The sequence below is a fragment of the Arthrobacter sp. efr-133-R2A-120 genome (assembly GCF_030209835.1).
Classification (GTDB): Bacteria; Actinomycetota; Actinomycetes; order Actinomycetales; family Micrococcaceae; genus Arthrobacter.
This window is the reverse complement of sequence record NZ_JARVRF010000064.1, coordinates 17,636-34,815: the sequence shown is the minus strand read 5'-3', so window position 1 is coordinate 34,815 and position 17,180 is coordinate 17,636. Positions and strand designations below refer to the sequence as shown.

13 protein-coding genes and 1 pseudogene are annotated in these 17,180 nt (G+C 63.5%); 4 read left to right on the top strand and 10 right to left on the bottom strand.

Features of this window, described 5'->3' with window-relative positions:
• Window positions 1-144: 144 nt before the first annotated feature.
• A pseudogene (locus QRN52_RS22015) lies at window positions 145-729 on the top strand (PfkB family carbohydrate kinase); the annotation flags it as partial.
• A gap of 144 nt (window positions 730-873) precedes the next feature.
• Here QRN52_RS22015 and QRN52_RS22010 read toward each other — a convergent pair.
• The 4 genes from QRN52_RS22010 to QRN52_RS21995 form a co-directional block, all read right to left on the bottom strand.
• Window positions 874-2,127: a metal-dependent hydrolase family protein gene (locus QRN52_RS22010; RefSeq protein ID WP_284755834.1), complete on the bottom strand. Its 1,254-nt coding sequence runs from the start codon at window positions 2,125-2,127 to the stop codon at window positions 874-876.
• A gap of 63 nt (window positions 2,128-2,190) precedes the next feature.
• The gene (locus QRN52_RS22005; RefSeq protein ID WP_284755833.1) at window positions 2,191-2,646 is read right to left on the bottom strand and encodes a GAF domain-containing protein; all 456 of its coding nucleotides are present in this window, start codon (window positions 2,644-2,646) and stop codon (window positions 2,191-2,193) included.
• Window positions 2,647-2,690: 44 nt separating this feature from the next.
• Window positions 2,691-4,364, bottom strand: a complete 1,674-nt coding sequence (locus QRN52_RS22000; protein ID WP_284755832.1) for a hydantoinase B/oxoprolinase family protein — start codon at window positions 4,362-4,364, stop codon at window positions 2,691-2,693.
• A gap of 10 nt (window positions 4,365-4,374) precedes the next feature.
• Complete coding sequence (locus tag QRN52_RS21995; RefSeq protein ID WP_284755830.1) at window positions 4,375-6,426, bottom strand: hydantoinase/oxoprolinase family protein; 2,052 nt, start codon at window positions 6,424-6,426, stop codon at window positions 4,375-4,377.
• 484 nt (window positions 6,427-6,910) lie between these two features.
• Here QRN52_RS21995 and QRN52_RS21990 point away from each other — a divergent pair, with 484 nt between their 5' ends.
• From QRN52_RS21990 to QRN52_RS21980, 3 genes are read left to right on the top strand one after another with little or no spacing between them, the layout of a single operon-like run.
• Window positions 6,911-8,263, top strand: a complete 1,353-nt coding sequence (locus QRN52_RS21990; protein WP_284755829.1) for an MFS transporter — start codon at window positions 6,911-6,913, stop codon at window positions 8,261-8,263.
• The gene (locus QRN52_RS21985; protein WP_284755828.1) at window positions 8,260-9,084 is read left to right on the top strand and encodes an aspartate/glutamate racemase family protein; all 825 of its coding nucleotides are present in this window, start codon (window positions 8,260-8,262) and stop codon (window positions 9,082-9,084) included. The genes QRN52_RS21990 and QRN52_RS21985 overlap by 4 nt, the downstream gene beginning before the upstream one ends.
• Entirely contained in the window at window positions 9,081-10,079 is a 999-nt protein-coding gene (locus QRN52_RS21980) for a zinc-dependent alcohol dehydrogenase family protein (RefSeq protein WP_284755827.1), read from the top strand. The genes QRN52_RS21985 and QRN52_RS21980 overlap by 4 nt, the downstream gene beginning before the upstream one ends.
• A 97-nt stretch (window positions 10,080-10,176) precedes the next feature.
• Here the strand turns inward: QRN52_RS21980 and QRN52_RS21975 are convergent, their stop codons facing one another.
• The 6 genes from QRN52_RS21975 to QRN52_RS21950 form a co-directional block, all read right to left on the bottom strand.
• Window positions 10,177-11,679, bottom strand: a complete 1,503-nt coding sequence (locus QRN52_RS21975) for a helix-turn-helix domain-containing protein (RefSeq protein ID WP_284755826.1) — start codon at window positions 11,677-11,679, stop codon at window positions 10,177-10,179.
• Entirely contained in the window at window positions 11,672-12,754 is a 1,083-nt protein-coding gene (locus QRN52_RS21970; RefSeq protein ID WP_284755825.1) for a DUF917 domain-containing protein, read from the bottom strand. Before QRN52_RS21970 ends, QRN52_RS21975 begins: the two co-directional genes overlap by 8 nt.
• Window positions 12,751-13,947 carry a hydantoinase/oxoprolinase family protein gene (locus QRN52_RS21965; protein WP_284755824.1) on the bottom strand — a complete coding sequence of 399 codons (1,197 nt, stop codon included), beginning with the start codon at window positions 13,945-13,947 and terminating at the stop codon, window positions 12,751-12,753. The genes QRN52_RS21970 and QRN52_RS21965 overlap by 4 nt, the downstream gene beginning before the upstream one ends.
• A 173-nt stretch (window positions 13,948-14,120) precedes the next feature.
• A complete protein-coding gene (locus tag QRN52_RS21960) occupies window positions 14,121-15,176 on the bottom strand; it encodes an SIS domain-containing protein (RefSeq protein ID WP_284755823.1) in 1,056 nt (351 codons plus the stop codon).
• Window positions 15,173-15,952: an ATP-binding cassette domain-containing protein gene (locus QRN52_RS21955; RefSeq protein WP_284755821.1), complete on the bottom strand. Its 780-nt coding sequence runs from the start codon at window positions 15,950-15,952 to the stop codon at window positions 15,173-15,175. Before QRN52_RS21955 ends, QRN52_RS21960 begins: the two co-directional genes overlap by 4 nt.
• Window positions 15,949-17,175 carry an alanine racemase gene (locus tag QRN52_RS21950; protein ID WP_284755818.1) on the bottom strand — a complete coding sequence of 409 codons (1,227 nt, stop codon included), beginning with the start codon at window positions 17,173-17,175 and terminating at the stop codon, window positions 15,949-15,951. Before QRN52_RS21950 ends, QRN52_RS21955 begins: the two co-directional genes overlap by 4 nt.
• Between the last annotated feature and the right edge of the window lie 5 nt (window positions 17,176-17,180).

Here is a 17,180-nt window from a genome sequence, read left to right as displayed (position 1 = left end):
AACGGCCTGCTCCTTCTTATTCGGAGAACCATTGACTCCCTTTTGTGATCCGGGTTGCATCTTACCTGACATCGTTGTCAGACACGGCAAGTGCCGAATGCAAAAACAGGAGATTCAATGCTGAGTTCCTGAGCCTTCGGGCCGGCCGTCAACCGCTTCCTCGCCCCCGGGGCAGCCGCCGTCCGGTCCCTGATGCTGCAATGCCACGACTCGTGCCTGGTCACCTATGACCCCAACATCAGGCCCGCGCTGCTGGGCAGCCACAACGAAGCCAAGACAATCTTCGAAGAACTCGTGCCGTTGACCGACGTCGTCAAACTCAGCGACGACGACGCACACTGGCTGTACCCCGGAACAGCGCTGGAGGACATCGCAGCCCGGGTCCTCGCCCTGGGCGCCGAACTGGCCGTCATCACCACTGGTTCTTCCGGCTCCCTGCTCTCCACCGCCGCAACGCAACTGACCATCCCCGCGGTGGCAACACAGGTAGCCGATACCATCGGCGCCGGAGACTCCTACATGTCCGCACTGATCCACGGGCTCCTGAACCGCACCGGCGAAGGCCTCACCCCGTCCGTGCTCGAAACGATAGGCCGCAGCGCCTCCATGGCAGCGGCCATCACCGTGAGCCGTCCCGGCGCCAACCCGCCAACCTGGGCGGAGCTCGACGCAGAGCTCACCCAACCGCGGTTCGGTGATCCATTCAAGGCCGCCGCCCAACCTGCCTGAGCACCTTCTCCTCCCGGAGATCCTGGGCAGGCTGCTGTGTCGATGTGTTTGGCGCCGTATCCAAAGCAGCCAGGACCCGTTTGGGGTACGTCCAGCATGACCGGGTCGGCGCCCGGGCGCGCACAAGTCCGTCTTCCGGCTTTCTCAGGCAACCGGAACGTTTAAGGTTAAGTCCGCCGCGCCCCGAAGGGCACCGGTGGAGATGATCTGCCCGTCCTTGATGACGGTACGCGTCTTGCTTTCGTCCCAGAGGATCGAGGGCTCACAGAAGGGATTCCCGTCTAGCACCACCAAGTCTGCGCAGAACCCTACGGCGATGCGTCCAAGGTCACCGCGCCGAAGCAGGGCGGCGTTGGTTGACGTTGCCGACCGGAGGGCGCCGTACACGCCAAGCACTTCACACTGCAGGCGAAGTCCGGCCAGTTGCTCATCCTCTAGTTCACCCATGAGGTCTGTTCCGAACCCAATCCGGACCCCCGCATCTCGGGCCAGTGCCACGGCGTTCCTCCCTGCCTCTAGCACTTCCCGGTTCTTGGCCGCTCCCACTTCGGTGAGGCCGACTTCCTTGCCGCGCCGTTCCATGGCTTCGTAGGTCACCAAGGTGGGGACCAGATAGACGTCATTGTTGGCCATTAGCTGGGCGGTTTCGGCATCCAGCAGGTTGCCGTGTTCGATGCAGCGAACCCCGTTGAGTACTGAATGGCGAATGGCCTCGGGCGAATATGCGTGAGCCGTGGCGTAGCTGCCCCGGCGGGAAGCCTCCTCGGTTACGACTCGGATTTCCGCCGCGCTGTACTGCGGAACCCGAATCGGATCGACCGGTGAAACGACGCCTCCGGAGGTCATGAGCTTGATAGCGGAGGCGCCTGTGCGGAAGCGGTGACGCACCGTCCGCAGCAGGTCTTCGGCGCCGTCCACCACTTCGCACATGTGCCCGCCATGGAAGCATCCTCCGTCGTTCGCGGGACGGATATCGCCGTGTCCGCCTGTCTGGCTTAGCGCCGGGCCTGTGAAGAAGTAGCGCGGACCAGGGTACAGACCCTCCTCGATGGCGCTGGCAAGGCCAACGTCACCACCGGCTACGTCACGAACCGAAGTGAACCCGCGGAGCAGTGTAGCCGCGAGGCGCCTTGCTCCGACCAGTGCAGAATAGCTCAGCGGCCCCGTCTCGTTTCTGGCGGACGTCAGGCTGAGCGCGTAAGCATGAAAATGCGCATCGATAAGTCCTGGAATCACGGTTCGGCCGCCGGCGTCAAGGACGGCACCGGTCTCTTCCACCTCCCGCCCTACGGCGATGATCCGGCCATCCCGGATGCTGATTGAGCCCTCAATCAGCTCAGGTGATTCACCGTCGAAGATTAGGGCGTTCCGTATTGTCAGGCGTTCCGGAGTGGTCACGTACGGTTCCTTCCTGTTGTCCAGCACGGGCGGGCCCCCAATTGGTGCCCGCCCGTGAAGGAACTAGCTGGCGGCGGTAAGGGATTCTTCGAGCAGATGGACTGACCGCCGTGCAACGTCCACGGCTGCGTCCACCGAACTCTGGTCGTAGCTGCCCTCAGGGCCGAGGAAGTTCATGGATCCGATAGTCTGGCCGTTGCTCACGACCGGAACGTTGACGATGGCCCCGCAGCCCAATGACTCGATGGTTGCCGAATCAAAGAAGAATGCGCGGACCGCTTCCTTATCCGCCCCCAAGAACGGCTGCTGTCCATTGAGCACCTGCTTCAGCCACACTTGGTTCGTGTCCCCGGCGAGAGTCTTCTTCCCGCCCACCGGATAGACATCGGGATGCGTGGTGTAGACGCGGGCCATGCTGGCGCCATTCTCAGCAATCACGGAGGCGGTAAAGAGCGTGACACCGACTGCCTCCTGGGCGTGAGCGTACACGTCGCCAAAGGATTCAAACTGGGAACTCATAAGGTCCTTTCCTTTCTAGATGGGAACCCATCAGCTGGCGGTGCTTAGTAGCCGTAGTGCGTCTTGGCGAAGTCCTCGGTGATAAAACCGTTGACGATGTCATAGGTGATGTCCTCGCGGGAGCGCTTGGAGACGTCTCCGAAGCCGCCGCCCCCTCCCACGGCGAGGCGGACGACATCGCCGGCCTTGACCTTGCGGGCGTTCGCCTTCAGCGTGCGGACCTCATCAGTGCGGCCGGGGTTAATCACAACCTCCGGGCCCTGGGCGTCTGATCCGCCGAAGAGCCCCCAGGCGGGGGTCTTCGACCGTTCGAACCAGAGCCCGACCACGCAGTCGGCCAGGAATTCGTACTCGCGCACCACGCCGTTGCCGCCGCGGTACTGCCCGGGACCTCCGGAGTTGGGGCGGATGGAGTACTCATTGATCCGGAATGGGTAGCGGGTTTCCAGCATCTCGATGGGCAGGTCCTTGAGAGAGCCGTTGACGTTATTGATCATGGCTGATTCACCATCCGTGCCCTGCCAGGCACCCCAGCCGCCCAGGGTTGCTTCCATGGTGACGAAGTTCCGGCCGAAGCGGGTGTCGAAACCGGCGGCGGTGATGATCATTGAGTCACCGTGGCTGGCGCTGGCGACGCGTTCCGGCATGGCAGGAGCCATCGCTTTAGAGACGAGGTCGATCAGCAGCCCAAGGTGGGAGAAGTACCACTGGCACGGGGCCGGCGTTACGGCCCCGAGCACGGAGCCGGACCGCACCTGAGTGGTCATTGGCCGGAAGGAACCGCCGTTGGAGTTGGACTCAGGGCTGACAAGGAGTTTGTAGCCAACGCGCAGTGCCGAGACGGCCTGGGCAGCACCGCAGTTGACCGGACCCAGGGTCTGGTCCGCCGATCCGGTGACGTCGAAGTCAACGGTGTCGCCGGCTACAGTGATCCGCAGCTTGATCGGAATGGGAGTGTCCAAATTGATGCCGTCGTTGTCCAGGAAGCCCTCGGCTTCGTATACCCCGTCCGGGATGTTGCTGACGGTCGCACGCTCAATTTCCTCCGTTTGGCGGAAGATCTCATCCCGGGCGGCATCCAGCTGCTCCATCCCGTACCTGCCCACGAGCTCCTTCATCCGGGTGGTCCCCATCCGGAGGGCTGCGATCATCGCATGCATGTCACCAATGGTCTGGTAGGGGAAGCGCACGTTGGTCCGGATCAGGTCCACAACCGAAGTCTCGACTCCGGCTTCGACCAGCTTGACCGGCCCCATTCTGAAGCCTTCCTGGAAGATATCTGTCGAGTCCATCGAGCCGCCCACATCTTTGGACCCCATGTCCATCCAGTGCGCACGGGTGGCGGCGAATCCGACCACCGCGCCTTCGTCGAAGATCGGAGCAAAAAGGGTCACATCATTCAGGTGGGTGCCGCCCAGGTATGAGTCGTTGAGGATCCATATGTCCCCTTCCTGCCAGACCGCGCGGCCGTACATCTCCTCCACAGCGATGGAACAGGTTTCGAGGTTGCCGAGGAAGAGCGGCAGGCCGGCGGACTGCCCGAGCACGCGGTGTTCGGTGTCCAGCAGGGCCACAACGCAGTCCCCGCCCTCGTAGAGGATGGGTGAGTAAGCGGAACGGATCAGTGTGGCGTTCATGTCATCCGCGGCGCTGGTGAGCGCGTTGCGGATGATTTCCACGGTGACGGGATCCAGGGTTTTGACTGCTGCAATTGTCATTTTTGGTACCTCAGTTTCCTTCGACGTCTTCAGAGCGGATAACCAGTGAGCCGAACTCGTCGACCTTGACACTGAACCCGGGGGGAACCACGGTGGTGGCGGTCTGCTCCACGATGATGGCTGGTCCTTCGAATGTGTGCCCGGCACCGAGGTCGTCCCGGCGGACCACGATGGTGTCCTGCTCGACGTGGTCAAAGACCACCCGGCGTATTTCGTGCTTGAACTCCGGGCCCCGTGCGGTTACGTAACTGGGAGCTTCCAGCCGTCCCAGGTCGCCGACGGCCTGCGTGCGCAGCGTGACGATTTCGATCGGGGCGCCGAGGTTGGAGTGGCCGTAGCGCTCGTGGTACATCGCGGAGAAGCGGACAGCGAGGTTCGCGACGAAGTCCGGAGATTCGGGTTCGTCAGCGGACGTCAGGGGAACGTTCAGGGAGAACTCCTGCGATTGATAGCGGACGTCCACGGACGCCGTCGTGGCGCGGCTTTCCTCCGGGACCCCTTCCGAGACCAGCGACGACAGGCCTTCTACTTCCATCGAGCGCAGGATGCCGGCCATATCTGCCACATCGATGTCTTCGTCGAGGTAGAAGTACGGTTCGGAAAAGTCCTTGCGGATGTTGGTCTGCAGCATGCCCCAGGCCGAGAAAGCGCCGGGGAAGCGGGGAACGACCGTTTCCGGGATGCCAAGTTCCTTCGCGAGGAAGACAGCGTGCATGGGTCCGGCTCCGCCGAAGGCCACGAGGGCGAAGTCGCGGGGTTCGATGCCGCGGGAGATGGTGATGGTCCGGATGGCCTGGGCCATCTGCGAGTTGGCGACGTCGCAGATGCCTTCGGCCATGGCGATGGGGTCAAGGCCGAGCTGGTCACCGACTGTCTTCAGGGCTGTGATCGCGGCCTCGCGGTTCAAGGCCACCTGTCCGCCGGCGAACCAGTCGGGGTCGACTCGGCCGAGCACCAGGTTGGCGTCGGTAACGGTGGGTTCCGTCCCGCCGCGGCCGTAGCAGGCCGGTCCAGGGTTGGCTCCTGCGGAACGCGGTCCCACCCGGAGGCCGCCGGCTTCGAGCCAAGCGACGGAGCCGCCGCCAGCGCCGACGGTGTGGATGTTCACGACGCTCATGAGCATCGGCAGACCTTCAAGGTGGGCTTCCGTGGAGACATCCGGCTTGCCGTCGACCACCAAGGAAACGTCAAAGGATGTGCCGCCCATGTCCACACCGATGAGGTTGCGGTTTCCCGAGACACCTGCCAGTTCGACATCGCCCATGGCACCGCCGACGGGGCCGGAAAGCAGTGTCTGCAGCGGGCGCTTACGGGCGGACTCTGCGGTAAGAACGCCGCCGGAGGACTGCATAATGTGCAGCGGGGCTTCCACTCCCCGGTCAGCGAGTTTCTCTTCCAAGTCCAAGAGGTAGTTGCGTACGACCGGACCCGTGTAGGCCTCGACGACGGCGGAGGACGTGCGCTCGTATTCGCGCCATTCCTTCGCTGCTTCGTGCGAGAGGGAGACCGTGAACTCTTCGCCGAGTTCCTCGATCAAGATTTCGCGGGCCCGGAGCTCGTGCGAGGGGTTCTTGTAGCTGAACAAGAACGCAACGGCGACGGCGCCGTAGCCCTCCTCCACCGCCCGGCGCGCTGCTTGGCGGACTGCCAGTTCGTCCAAAGGCCGGAGTTCCTGGCCTTGACTGTCCAGCCTGCCACCGACGCCGATGACGTCCTTGCGATCGACCAGCGGGGCAGGCTTGCGGTATTGAGCATTGTAGAGCTCAAGACGCGGGCCGCGGGCGATGTGATAGGTATCTTCGATGCCGGCCGTTGCCAGCAGTAGCACGGGAACCCCCCGACGTTCCAGGAACGCATTCAGGCCCTGGGTGGTGCCGTGGACCAGGAAATCGATGTCCGATAGATCATTAACTATCGATTCGAGGCCTGCGATGACTCCGGCGCTCAGGTTCCCCGGCGTGGTGGACGCTTTCGTAGCCGCGAAGGTTCCGGCGTCCTGATCGTACGCCACAATGTCGGTAAAGGTTCCGCCGATATCCATCGACACCCTGTAGTTCGGCACGTATATCTCCTCATGGTCTTGGGATGGAACTTTGTGTGTGGGACATCACGGTACATACGGGGCCGAGCAAGATGGTGGGCATACTGCATGATTGGGCTACGGCTGGACGGGCAGAGTGCATAACAGGGTTGTGCGGGCACCAGAGCTGACGAGGCCGGTGGCCTGAAGCGGCACGAGCCATTCCGGCCGGGGCAGGCGCAAGTGCTGGAACGAACGGTGACCGGCGCCCCAGAGGGTGCGCGTTTAGAGGGGCAGTGCTTTACGCCCAAACGCTCGAATCAAAAAAGTGCAAAGTGAACACTTTCTGAGCACTCCCCGCTTGTAGTGTGAGTGCAATCACTCGGCGGGAGGCCAGGAAGAGCTACCCCGAGTGGAGGCTTTGGTGAGCTGCTCCGAGGTGAATTCCCTAATATCCGGACTGTTCTCCGTGCCCAGAAACACTGCGTGTACTTCTTATCCTGTCCAAAATATCGGAGGTCAAGACATGTCCAGCATCGACCCACTCATTTCAGGGCAAGCGCCCGGGACGGCGAGCCCGCCTCGCTCCATGGCCGTCGGGCACGCGTTCCGCGACATGCCTTTCGGGTCCATCCACTTTAAAATCTGCGCCGTTCTATTCTTCGCTTTCGCAATCGAAGCCTGGGAAATGCTCATGCTCACCTACGTTGCTGGTGATCTGGCTACCAGCCTGCAGGTCGGCACGACGCAGGTAGGAATCGCCATCTCGGCGCTCTTCCTGGGCATGATCCCCGGGTCACTAGTTTGGGGGCCCATCTCTGACCGGATCGGTAGGAAGGCCACGTGTGCATGGAGCTTCGCCGGTTATGGCGTCTTCACGCTCCTGAGTTGCTTCGCACCGAACTTTGAGACCCTCTCGGTGGCTCGTTTCCTCTCCGGGCTGTTGTTCTCCGGCGTCTTCACTGTGACTTTCCCCTATTTTGAAGAACTGCTCCCGGTCAAGGCCCGCGGAAAGGCAACGGTCTATCTGGCCGCAGGGTGGCCGATTGGTATCCTGGCCGCCCTCGGCACCGCTGCTCTGATCGGAGGGCACGGCTGGCGCTGGGTCATTGCTGTTAGCGCACTTGCCAGCCTCTGGGGCATCGTTCTGTACAAGATCGTTCCGGAATCCCCGTACTGGCTCGCGAGGCGGGGGCGGAATGAAGAGGCGCACGATGTCCTCGACCATCTGGGAGCCCGCGGCATCTCCCGTGGCACCATTTTCACCGTCTCGGAGGGCAAGAAGCAGTCCATCTGGGGCCTTTTCAAGGGGAGGATGGGCCGGGTCACGGTCATTCAAGTCCTCATCAACTTCACCTTCTCTTGGGGCTACTGGGGACTTCAATCGTGGATGCCAACATTGCTTGAAGGGCGGGGACTGAGCGCCTCATCAAGCTTTGCCTTCATTGCCCTGAGCGCGGTCCTCATGATCCCCGGATACATGACGGCTTCCTACCTGACCGGACGCTTTGGCCGCAAATGGATATTCACGATCTACGTCCTCGCCGCGGCTGGCGGCGGCTTCTTCTTCGCGACAGCCTCAACCGAGACCGAAATGTATCTCGGCATGTTCTCCCTGGCCTTCTTCGCTCTGGGAGCCTGGGGTGTCTGGGACACGTGGATGGGCGAGCTCTATCCCTCAGCCCTTCGTGGCTCAGGCTACGGGTTCGGGATTTTCGGTCAGCGCGTCGCGAATACGGTCGCACCGAGTCTTGTCGGGTTCCTCCTAGCCTCCGCCACCGGAGCCACCTCGACAATTCTGTTCATCAACATGTTCTTGTTTGTCACAGTCATCCTTGGCCTGTTCTTGCCCGAAACCGAAGGAAGTGAATTGGAATGATCACCCCCACCGACAATCTCCACGATCTCTCGGAGAACGCCCGAATCCTGTGGATCAACCCGCTCTACACCGATGCGTACAACCGAGCGATGGCGGATTCCTTCCGCCAGATAGTCCGTCCCGGCACCGAAGTTGATGTCGTTTCCCTTGACGGAGAGGGCCCCTCCCACGTTGAATACAACGCTTTCGAGGCACTTATGCTTCCACAGCTGTTGCGAACAGTGCGGTGGGCGGAAGAAGAAGGCTATGACGCCGCCGTCGTCGGCTGTTTTTACGACCCCGCGCTGCGGGCGGCACGCGAAATCACCGATCGCATGGTGGTTGTGGGCCCGGCCCACTCGGCGCTGAGCATCGCCGGAAGTCTAGGCGAGCGATTCTCCATCCTCGTGGGAAGGAAAAAGTGGATTCCCGAGATGGCCGAGAACGTCCATCGTTGCGGCGCGTCAGACCGTCTTGCCTCATGGCGCGTGCTTGAGATGGGCGTCGATGACTTCCAGGAGGACCCGGCACTCACGGAACAGCGGATCATGACCGAAGCCCGCAAAGCCGTGGAGCAGGACGGCGCCGACGTCGTTATCCTCGGCTGCACGGCCGAATTCGGATTCTTCCGAACGGTTCAAGAGGAAATCGGCGTACCCGTGATCGACGCGACTGTGGCCCCGCTCAAACACGCCGAGCAGCTCGTCGACTCGGTTCGTCGGTTCGGTTGGACGCACAGCAAGCGCCTGGGCTACGACGGGCCCACGGCCCAAGAACGCCAGCGGTTCTTCCCGGCCCTCGAGCCAAAGCACATGGTGTCAATGACCACGGTGTCCTCGTGAACAGGCCGGAATCCGCGGTTGTCTTCCGCAAATTAGGCGGCCCCGATGTGCTGGCCGTCGAAGCTGCTTCTCCACGTCCAGTCGCCGAAAACGATGTCCGGATCAACGTCGCAGCATTCGCACTCAACCGGGCAGATCTAATGTTCATCCACGGAGAGCACTACACCATCCCGGTGTTCCCCTCGCGCATTGGTTCCGAGGCAGTTGGCACCGTCACCGAGATCGGCGCGAACGTCACCGCCTTCAGCATCGGCGACCGCGTTACGAGCATTCCATTCTTCACCACAACCGACGGCGTGCAGGCAACAACAGCCGTCCTCCCGGCAGACTACCTAACCCTTGCTCCACCGGAACTTTCGGACGCCCAAGCCTGCTCTGTGTGGATGCAATATCTCACTTCTTACTTCGCTTTCGCAGAAGTAGCCAACCTCGGATCCGAAGACACAGTGCTCGTGACGGCCGCCGCCAGTTCAGCCGGGTTTGGCGCCATCGAGATCGCACGCGCACTTGGGGCGAAGGTGGTCGCGACGACACGGTCGGAGAAGAAGCGATCGCTCCTCCTCGAGGCCGGCGCAAACGAAGTGGCCCTCGTAGGAGTCGACGACCTGGGCGAAGTCATCGACCGCACCACCGATGGCAAAGGCGTGCGGGTCGCTTTCGATCCTGTCGGAGGAGAGTCCCTCGGCACCTACGTCGATCACCTCGCACCCAACGCCGTCATCTTCGGCTACGGAACGCTGAGCGATTTGCAGCCCGTCGTCCCTATGGCCGCAATGTGCAGGACTCAATCGGTTTTCCACCCGTACTCAATGTTCAACCACGTCGGACGGGCCGATGAGCGGCGGCGAGGTGTCGACTTCATCCTCGAGCGGATTAGCTCCGGGGCCCTGCGGCCCAGAGTCGACCGGGTCTTTGCTTTCGACCAAGTGCTTGATGCCTACCGCTACATGGAGTCAAACGAACAGTCAGGGAAGATTGTCGTCGAAATAAGTTAGCCCGGACGCGCCTGGCTCCGTGTCCGTGTCCGTGTCCGTGTCCGTGGAACAGTCCGCGGACACGGACCGGGGTCGAGCTCAGGCATGGACCGCGCCGTCACGTACTGCTGACGGATGAAGACGCGCGCTGCAGCACTTTGGCGATGAGGTGGACGGACAGCAGCTCAGAGGGAATATCAAGCGGGACACCGAGTTCCCTCGCCCGGTTAAGCCGGGCCTGCAGGGTGTTCCGGTGCAGGTTGAGGGTTTTCGCAGCGAGGCTGACCGAGCCGCGGTGATCGAGGAAGACGGCCACTGCGGTAATGATTACGTCGCGGTCAGGGGAGGTCATCAGCCGCGGCAGTGATAGTTCTGCCACGAGCGCGACGGCGGCCATGTCGACGAAGGTCGTGGCCGCGACCACCCCGAGGCTGGCGAAGCCTAGAACCGTGCCGGGTCCCGTTGACCGGGCGGATTCAGCGGACAGCCGCGCCTCACGCACGATCAACGCCAGCGCTGGGACATCCTCCTGCCATCGGGACAGTCCCGCCACCAGGCCAAGCTCGGCAAGAGCCGGCCCCAGACGTGTCCTGATCCGGGTTTCGAGCTGGGTGGAGGCGTCCTCCTCCCCGGCCGGTACGAGCGTCAGCCAACCGCCTTGAACCTCCGCCAAGGGGCTGCGTACTGTGACCTTGCGCCAGAGCAGGCGCAACACGGCCGTCAGCTCGGGCCGATGGTCTTGCACCTGCCCGCTGCGGAACCACACGGCCACGTACGGCTCCCCTTCGCGCCAGCCCAACTGCTTCAGCAGATGTCGGTGCTTTTCCTCGAACTCCGCGCCTGACGCGGCAGGGTCCTGATCCAACCCGGCGATAGCTGCTGTGGGAACGGCCCGGGCAGTGCTGAGTAGGTCCTCCAACAGCCAGGCAGCCTTCACAGAGGGGGTGGCTACTTCAAGGATTGAGCGGACCAGCCGCAGGTTGTGGACGCCGGAAGTGGGCACGCGGGCCGTGAGGGTGAAGCGGACGGCACTATTGGCCTCGCCGACTTCCACGGTGATGACTTCGTCAGTCTCCCGTGGAGGCATTCCGGCGGAGGCCAGAACAACGCCGTCGTGTTCCAGCGAAACTCCGGATCCGTCCAGTTCCCTGGAAATGGTCTTGAGGACATCACCGAGTGTGGTGTCCTTTGCGACTGTCCGAGCAACCCTGGCCAGTTCCGCATCGACCACTGACAGGGCCGCTCCGATCTCGGCCGCCAGCGCCAAGGCGAGCGCTGCAGGTTCCCCATCAGTGGCCAGCAGCGTGATGCCCAACCGCTCTGCCAGTCCGACCGCCGCGCTTGCATAGGCGCTGCCGGCTACGACGACGGCGCTGGCCCGCCGCTCCCAGGCGTGTCGCAGCGCCGCTGACACAAGCCAACCCCCTGATCCCATCTCTGAGGTGAGGACCACCACGGTATTGGGCCGCACCTGCCGGATTGCTTCAAGCTGGGAGACGAGAACAACACTTTCTATCAGCCCGCTGGATGGAGTGAGATATAGCGGAGTGGTGCCACGGAGGGAACCGTGCGCCAATAGCCCGGCGACATCGAGGCGGGTTTCATTTTTCGATCTACGCATGTCTCCGCCTTGGGTGCACGATCGGAATGCCGAAGGCCTTTGGCTCGGTGAGATCCAACCCCGCCTCCGTGTACCACTGCGCCGCTGCCGTGATCTTCATTATGTCGATGACGTCGCCCACCTGGACGTCGTCGATGTTGACCACCGTGCCGTGCTCGGAATTGAGTAGCGTCACCATGTCCGGGACGGCTGCTGTCACCGCACCATCCACGAGGACCAGCAGGATCTCATTCTGGATTTCAAGACGGACGATGCGTCCGGTGGTTTCGTCTTCGAGCGTTACGCTGGACGGCTGCGCCGGCAGGCCGAGGTCGCTGGGCCGGGAGAGGCTTTCGATGTGGCTCACGCGGGCCCGGGCGATGCGCGTCGCGCCGAGGAGATCGGCGAGCAACAACAGCTTTCTCTCAACCGATGTGCTCGCGTCAAGGATTTGCCCGATCCGGATCATCCGGCTGATGGAGCCATGGACGCCATGCTCCTTCAGCTGTTGCGCGGAACACGGATACATGGCTGTGGCTGCCCAGCCGCCGAGTTCGGTCACCAGTGCACGCACCAGCGTTTCGGCCCGCTGCGGGCTTTCGACCTCAACAACCGCCCGTTCCCCGGTTACCCCCATGAGCGCGATAGGGCCGATTGCCACGTTTCCAATGTTCAGAGTTGTCTGGCTGATCAAGGGGAAAACACGGCCCATGGGGTCGGAATCGATGACAGGCAGCGAGGACTGCAGCCCAACCATAAGGGGGACGATTCCGTTGATGTTGGCGGCGGCGAGCGAATAGATCGCCCGCACCGACCGGCCGAGACTCGCCTCGATGGCACGGATGCAGCCAAGGAACTCATCGCCCACGGGAGGCATGTCGGCGATGAAAAGGCCTTGCGTTACCATTCCGACCGCCACCACCAGATCGTCGGGAGCAAGCTCATCGACGGTGATGAGCTCCAACGACCGGTCCTCCATCGCTCGTTGAATCATCTCGGCGTAGATGTAGATGGCCGTCGGGTCGATGGTGCAGGTCAGGAAGTGGGCCCCGGTGCGGAGGTTACGGATGTCCTCGGTAGTGAGTATGGTGCTCATGGGTTGGTTCCCCGCACGGCAGCGGGCAGCACGTGTTCCTCGTCGGCGGACGTTTCTCCTGCCGCTTGGACCCGGATACTAACGATTCCGGGATTACCGTAGGGCATGGCGTAGACGTTCGATTCAAGGATGCGGGTTTGCCCGGGGCTGGCGCCTAACTGGACCGCCGCTGAGTGGGCGTCCTCTTCGGCGAGGTTCTGTACGCGTTCCAGGTCAACCCGGCCGCTGACGGTCTCGAGTCTGTCGATCCACGCAGTCAGCGGCGCCGCTGCAGACCCTACCAGTGCGGCGTCCTGCACCGCTGGCAGAGTGGGCACCAGCCCGAAGGGCAGCGCACTCTCCGGCCGCTCGCGGAGGTCGGCAATCACGGACGGGATGTCGGGGCGAACCGGGTGGTGGATGGTGTACGGCTCGAGAATGGCGGCGTTGCTGGCGAGGCTTGCGTCGAATCCTTGGCGAATGAGGCTTCTGGAGACAGGCAGCCCTCCGCGGGTGTGGCCCACGGTGGCCCCAGCCTCCATGCAGAGAATGACTTCCCCGTTGGGGATTCCCGCCAGTGTGGCCGCGCCAAGGATTGCCATCGCGGGCTCGGCGTGCAACCCGTGCACAGGAGCCAACGCCAACCGTGACAGAGGCGCGCGGCCGCCGTCGTTCTTTGCAAACGACAAGTGGGTGGCCGGGAACTGCCGCCGGCCTGCCTCTGTAAGCATTGCAGCCAGCTCTTCCCCCGTCTCCATCAGGGCGCTGTTTAGGATGGCCGTGTAGTCGCGGTCCCGGAAAACACTGGAATAGAAATCACTGGAAATACTGATCCGCATATCTCTATCGTTGCTTAGGATGGCATCGGCTATACGCGTTTCATGGTTCCTTGACGCGGTCGAACCGACGGAAGTGATCGCCACGTTCCGTGCGTCACCGGCAAGGATGCCGGGGAGATCGGCCAGGAACGCCTCCAGGTCCAACCGGGCCAGAGGCCGTCCCCGCAGGTCGTGACCCCCGCGGACATGCACGGTCCGGGTCACTGCAGGCTCAACAAGGGGTGGCGGCACGGTCATGTGGAAGGCGTCCGCGGGCGGACGGGGCGAAATGCGGATGGCGACAACGTCGGCCAGTTTCCGCTCCACCAAGACCCGTCCGACGTCGGCAGTGATCTCCGTGATGCCTGGCCCGAACTCCCGACGGAGCCCTGACATGGACAATTCCAAGGCTTCCGACAAACTGCCCGCGTGCACCTCCCGAATGGCTGAAACTACAGTCCGCCCGTTCAGCACAACGGTCCGGCAGCTGGTTCCCTGCAGCCGCAGTCCTACTCTCATTGTTCAGCTTCCTGCCTTCCCTGGACATCGCGGCCGTCATCCCGGAACCGTTAGTGGGTCTTGGTGACTTTGGCGAGACCGACTGGACTGTCTGGGTCGAGTCCGCGGCGTAGTGCCAGTTCCAGGGCCAGTCTCTGCAGCGGGAGAATGTCGACGAGCGGCGACAGTTCGGTCGACACCGTGGCGCTCGGCATCTGGACCTGGGCGGCCGCGATTGTCCGGCCACCCAGCTCAGCGACGAGCCCGCCAAGCCGGGTGGCCGCTTCGGCGAAGGAGATGACGGAGTCGCGGCCTGCGTCGCCGCGCGTCAACGCGATGATGCCCGCACCAGGCACGACTTGCCCGAGCGGGCCGTGGGTCGCATCGGCGGCGCTCCAGCCCGAGGCTGCGATCGCATTCGTCTCCATGAGCTTGAGGGCACCCTCCTTCGCGGTGGCCATCCCGTAGCCTCGGCCGACGATGAGGATGCGTTCGCGGCCCTCGAACGCATCGACCAGCTCGTCGAGCGGCTGACCGAGGACTGCGATCGCCTCCTCCGCTGTCGCACGGACGCGAGTTCCGATGTCGTCCCAATCGAGGCCGGCGACGCGGAACACCACGAGTGCGATGGCCAAGAGCTCCGCGGTGTATGTCTTGGTCGCGGCAACCGAGAGTTCCGGCCCTGCCGCGAGCGGAATATGAACGCGCCCGAGTGCGGCGAGGGCGCTCCGGGAATCGTTGGTGATCGCGACGATGGGCACGCCCGCTTCGGCAATGGATTCGGCGGTCGCGAGGAGGTCCGGGGACTGGCCCGATTGGGATACGGCGATGGCGACAGTCGAGGGGTAGCGGAGGCTCGTGTCGAACGCGGTCACCGTTGCCGGGGTCGCCAGCATGGCCGGGATGTGAAGAAGGTTGTGGACGAGGTATTGGCCGTACATCGCGGCATGGTCGCTTGACCCTCGTGCCACGAAGACGAGCAATTCTGGTTGGGTTTCACGGATCAGGTCGGCGGCGGCGTCGATGGCGGCCCGCTGGTCATCAAGCAGGTCGATCCAGCGGCTGGGCTGCTCGGCGATTTCCGCCCGCATTAGTGCCCCGGGCCCGTCGATGATCGCCGCGCTCACGAGGCGAGCCCCGTGATCATCGAGATCAGCTCATTGTGGGACGTGTCGGCGACGCGCCGGGTTCCCACCTGTGTCCCACGTCGGAGGACGGTAACCCGGTCGGCGATGCGGAAGACCTGCTCCATGTTGTGGCTGACGACGAGTACGGCGGCGCCGCGCTCCTTGAGTTTGAGGATGGTCTCCTCGACCTTCGCGGTCTCGGCCACCCCCAAGGCCGCCGTCGGTTCATCCATGAGCACAAGGCTGCTGGCCCAATGGGTGGCGCGAGCGATGGCTATACCCTGTCGTTGGCCGCCCGAAAGGTCGCTGAGCGTCGATTTCGCAGAGGGGATGCGCACATCCAGCTCGTCGACGAGCGCCTGCGTGCGCGTTGCCATCCCCTTGCGATCGAGCGTGCCGAACGGCGGCTTGCGCAGTTCGCGGCCGAGGAACAGGTTCATGTACACCGGCTGGAGGTCGACGAGTGCGAGATCCTGGTAGACGACCTCGACGCCCTTCGTGCGCGCATCGGAGGCGTCGCGAAAGATGGTGCGTTCCCCGTTCAACCAGATCTCCCCGTCGGTGGGCTGGTAGAGGCCGGAGATGATCTTGACGAGCGTCGATTTGCCGGCGCCGTTGTCGCCGACAAGGGCGACGATCTCGCCTGGCTCGATCTCGAGGTCGAACCGCTTGATGGCGACGATGCCGCCGAAGTGCTTGCTGATGCCGTCGAGCCGTAGCGGCTTGACCGTTCCGTCGTTGGGTTTCGGCGTGGATGTGGGGTCTGCGATGATCATGCTGTCCTCCTGGGTGCAGCGAGTGTGTCGGAGATGGTGAGGGGTGCTGAGCCGTCGGAAGACCAGATACCGGCGACCGTCGGCGTTCCGGTGGATAGGCCCGCAATGCCGGCGGTGAGGGCGCGGGTGACGAACACTTGGGGGCGGAACCCGAACAGCACGGTGTCGCCTGGTTGTGCGCGGTGGTCGCCGAGAGGAACGGTGGCGTAATAGTCGATCGCGTCGGCTGCCGGCATGTCCACCCGCAGCTCAGGCGCGGTGACCGCGTTGGTATCCGGCGCCACAAGGAGCGCTGTGGTCGTCGAGCCGCCGAGCACCGGGTCGATGTAGAGGCCACCGCCGAAGACGTAGGCGTCGCCGTTCCAGAGGTGGGAGACCTCGGAGACATAGGCGATGGCGGGTTCCTCCACGAGATCCTGCACCGCGTGGGTCGGAGTGGTGCCCGTTAGGCCGTGGCCCGGTTCCACCTGGGTGGCCCCGGCTTCGGCGAGCGTTGCCAGGATGGAAACGGAGGTCGTTCCTGGTGCGTTCACCTGCACATCCCGGCGGCCCGCTCGTTCCAGTGCCCGCAACGCCGTGGTGAGCGTGGCGAGGTTCGGAGTGGAACGTGCGGCACCCGTTGTGGCGTCAAAGAGCGTTGCGGGGAAAGTGGTGATGCCGGCGAACCGAACGCCCCCAATGGCGTCGATCCGGTCGGCAGCGCCCACGACGTCTGTGGCGTCGAACCCGCCCTCGTGTCCGCGATAGAACCGATCGCCCGGGGCCTGGATACGCAACAGGACGTCTTGGACCCGGCCGTGCGCCAGGGCGGCCGCGCCGGCCTCAGCCGCCTTCGTTTCCGAGAAAACCGTCCAGTAGAGCGGTTCGAGTGCGGCCGCCTCGGCGGCGCGATGCTTGGGAATCTGGACGAGGTGCCCCAGATGACCGGTCCGGAGGCCGCCGGTCGCAGCGGCGATCGCGCACTCGAGGTCCACCCCGACCGCCTTGTCGATGCCGCCGGCGGCGATTGCCCGGGAGGCGTCCGGGTTGCGCCCGATCTGTTTCGTCATAGCGAACGGGGTCAGGGAGAGTCGGCTGGCTTCGGCCGAGATGGCTGCCGCGTTTCGGGTCACTGCGTCGAGGTCGATCACATAGGTGTTGGCCGGGATCTGACCGTTCTGGTGGAACCGGGCGGCCGCTTGCAGGAGCGCCGGGTTGCGGCGGCGAAGGAGGTCTAAGAACATCGGTG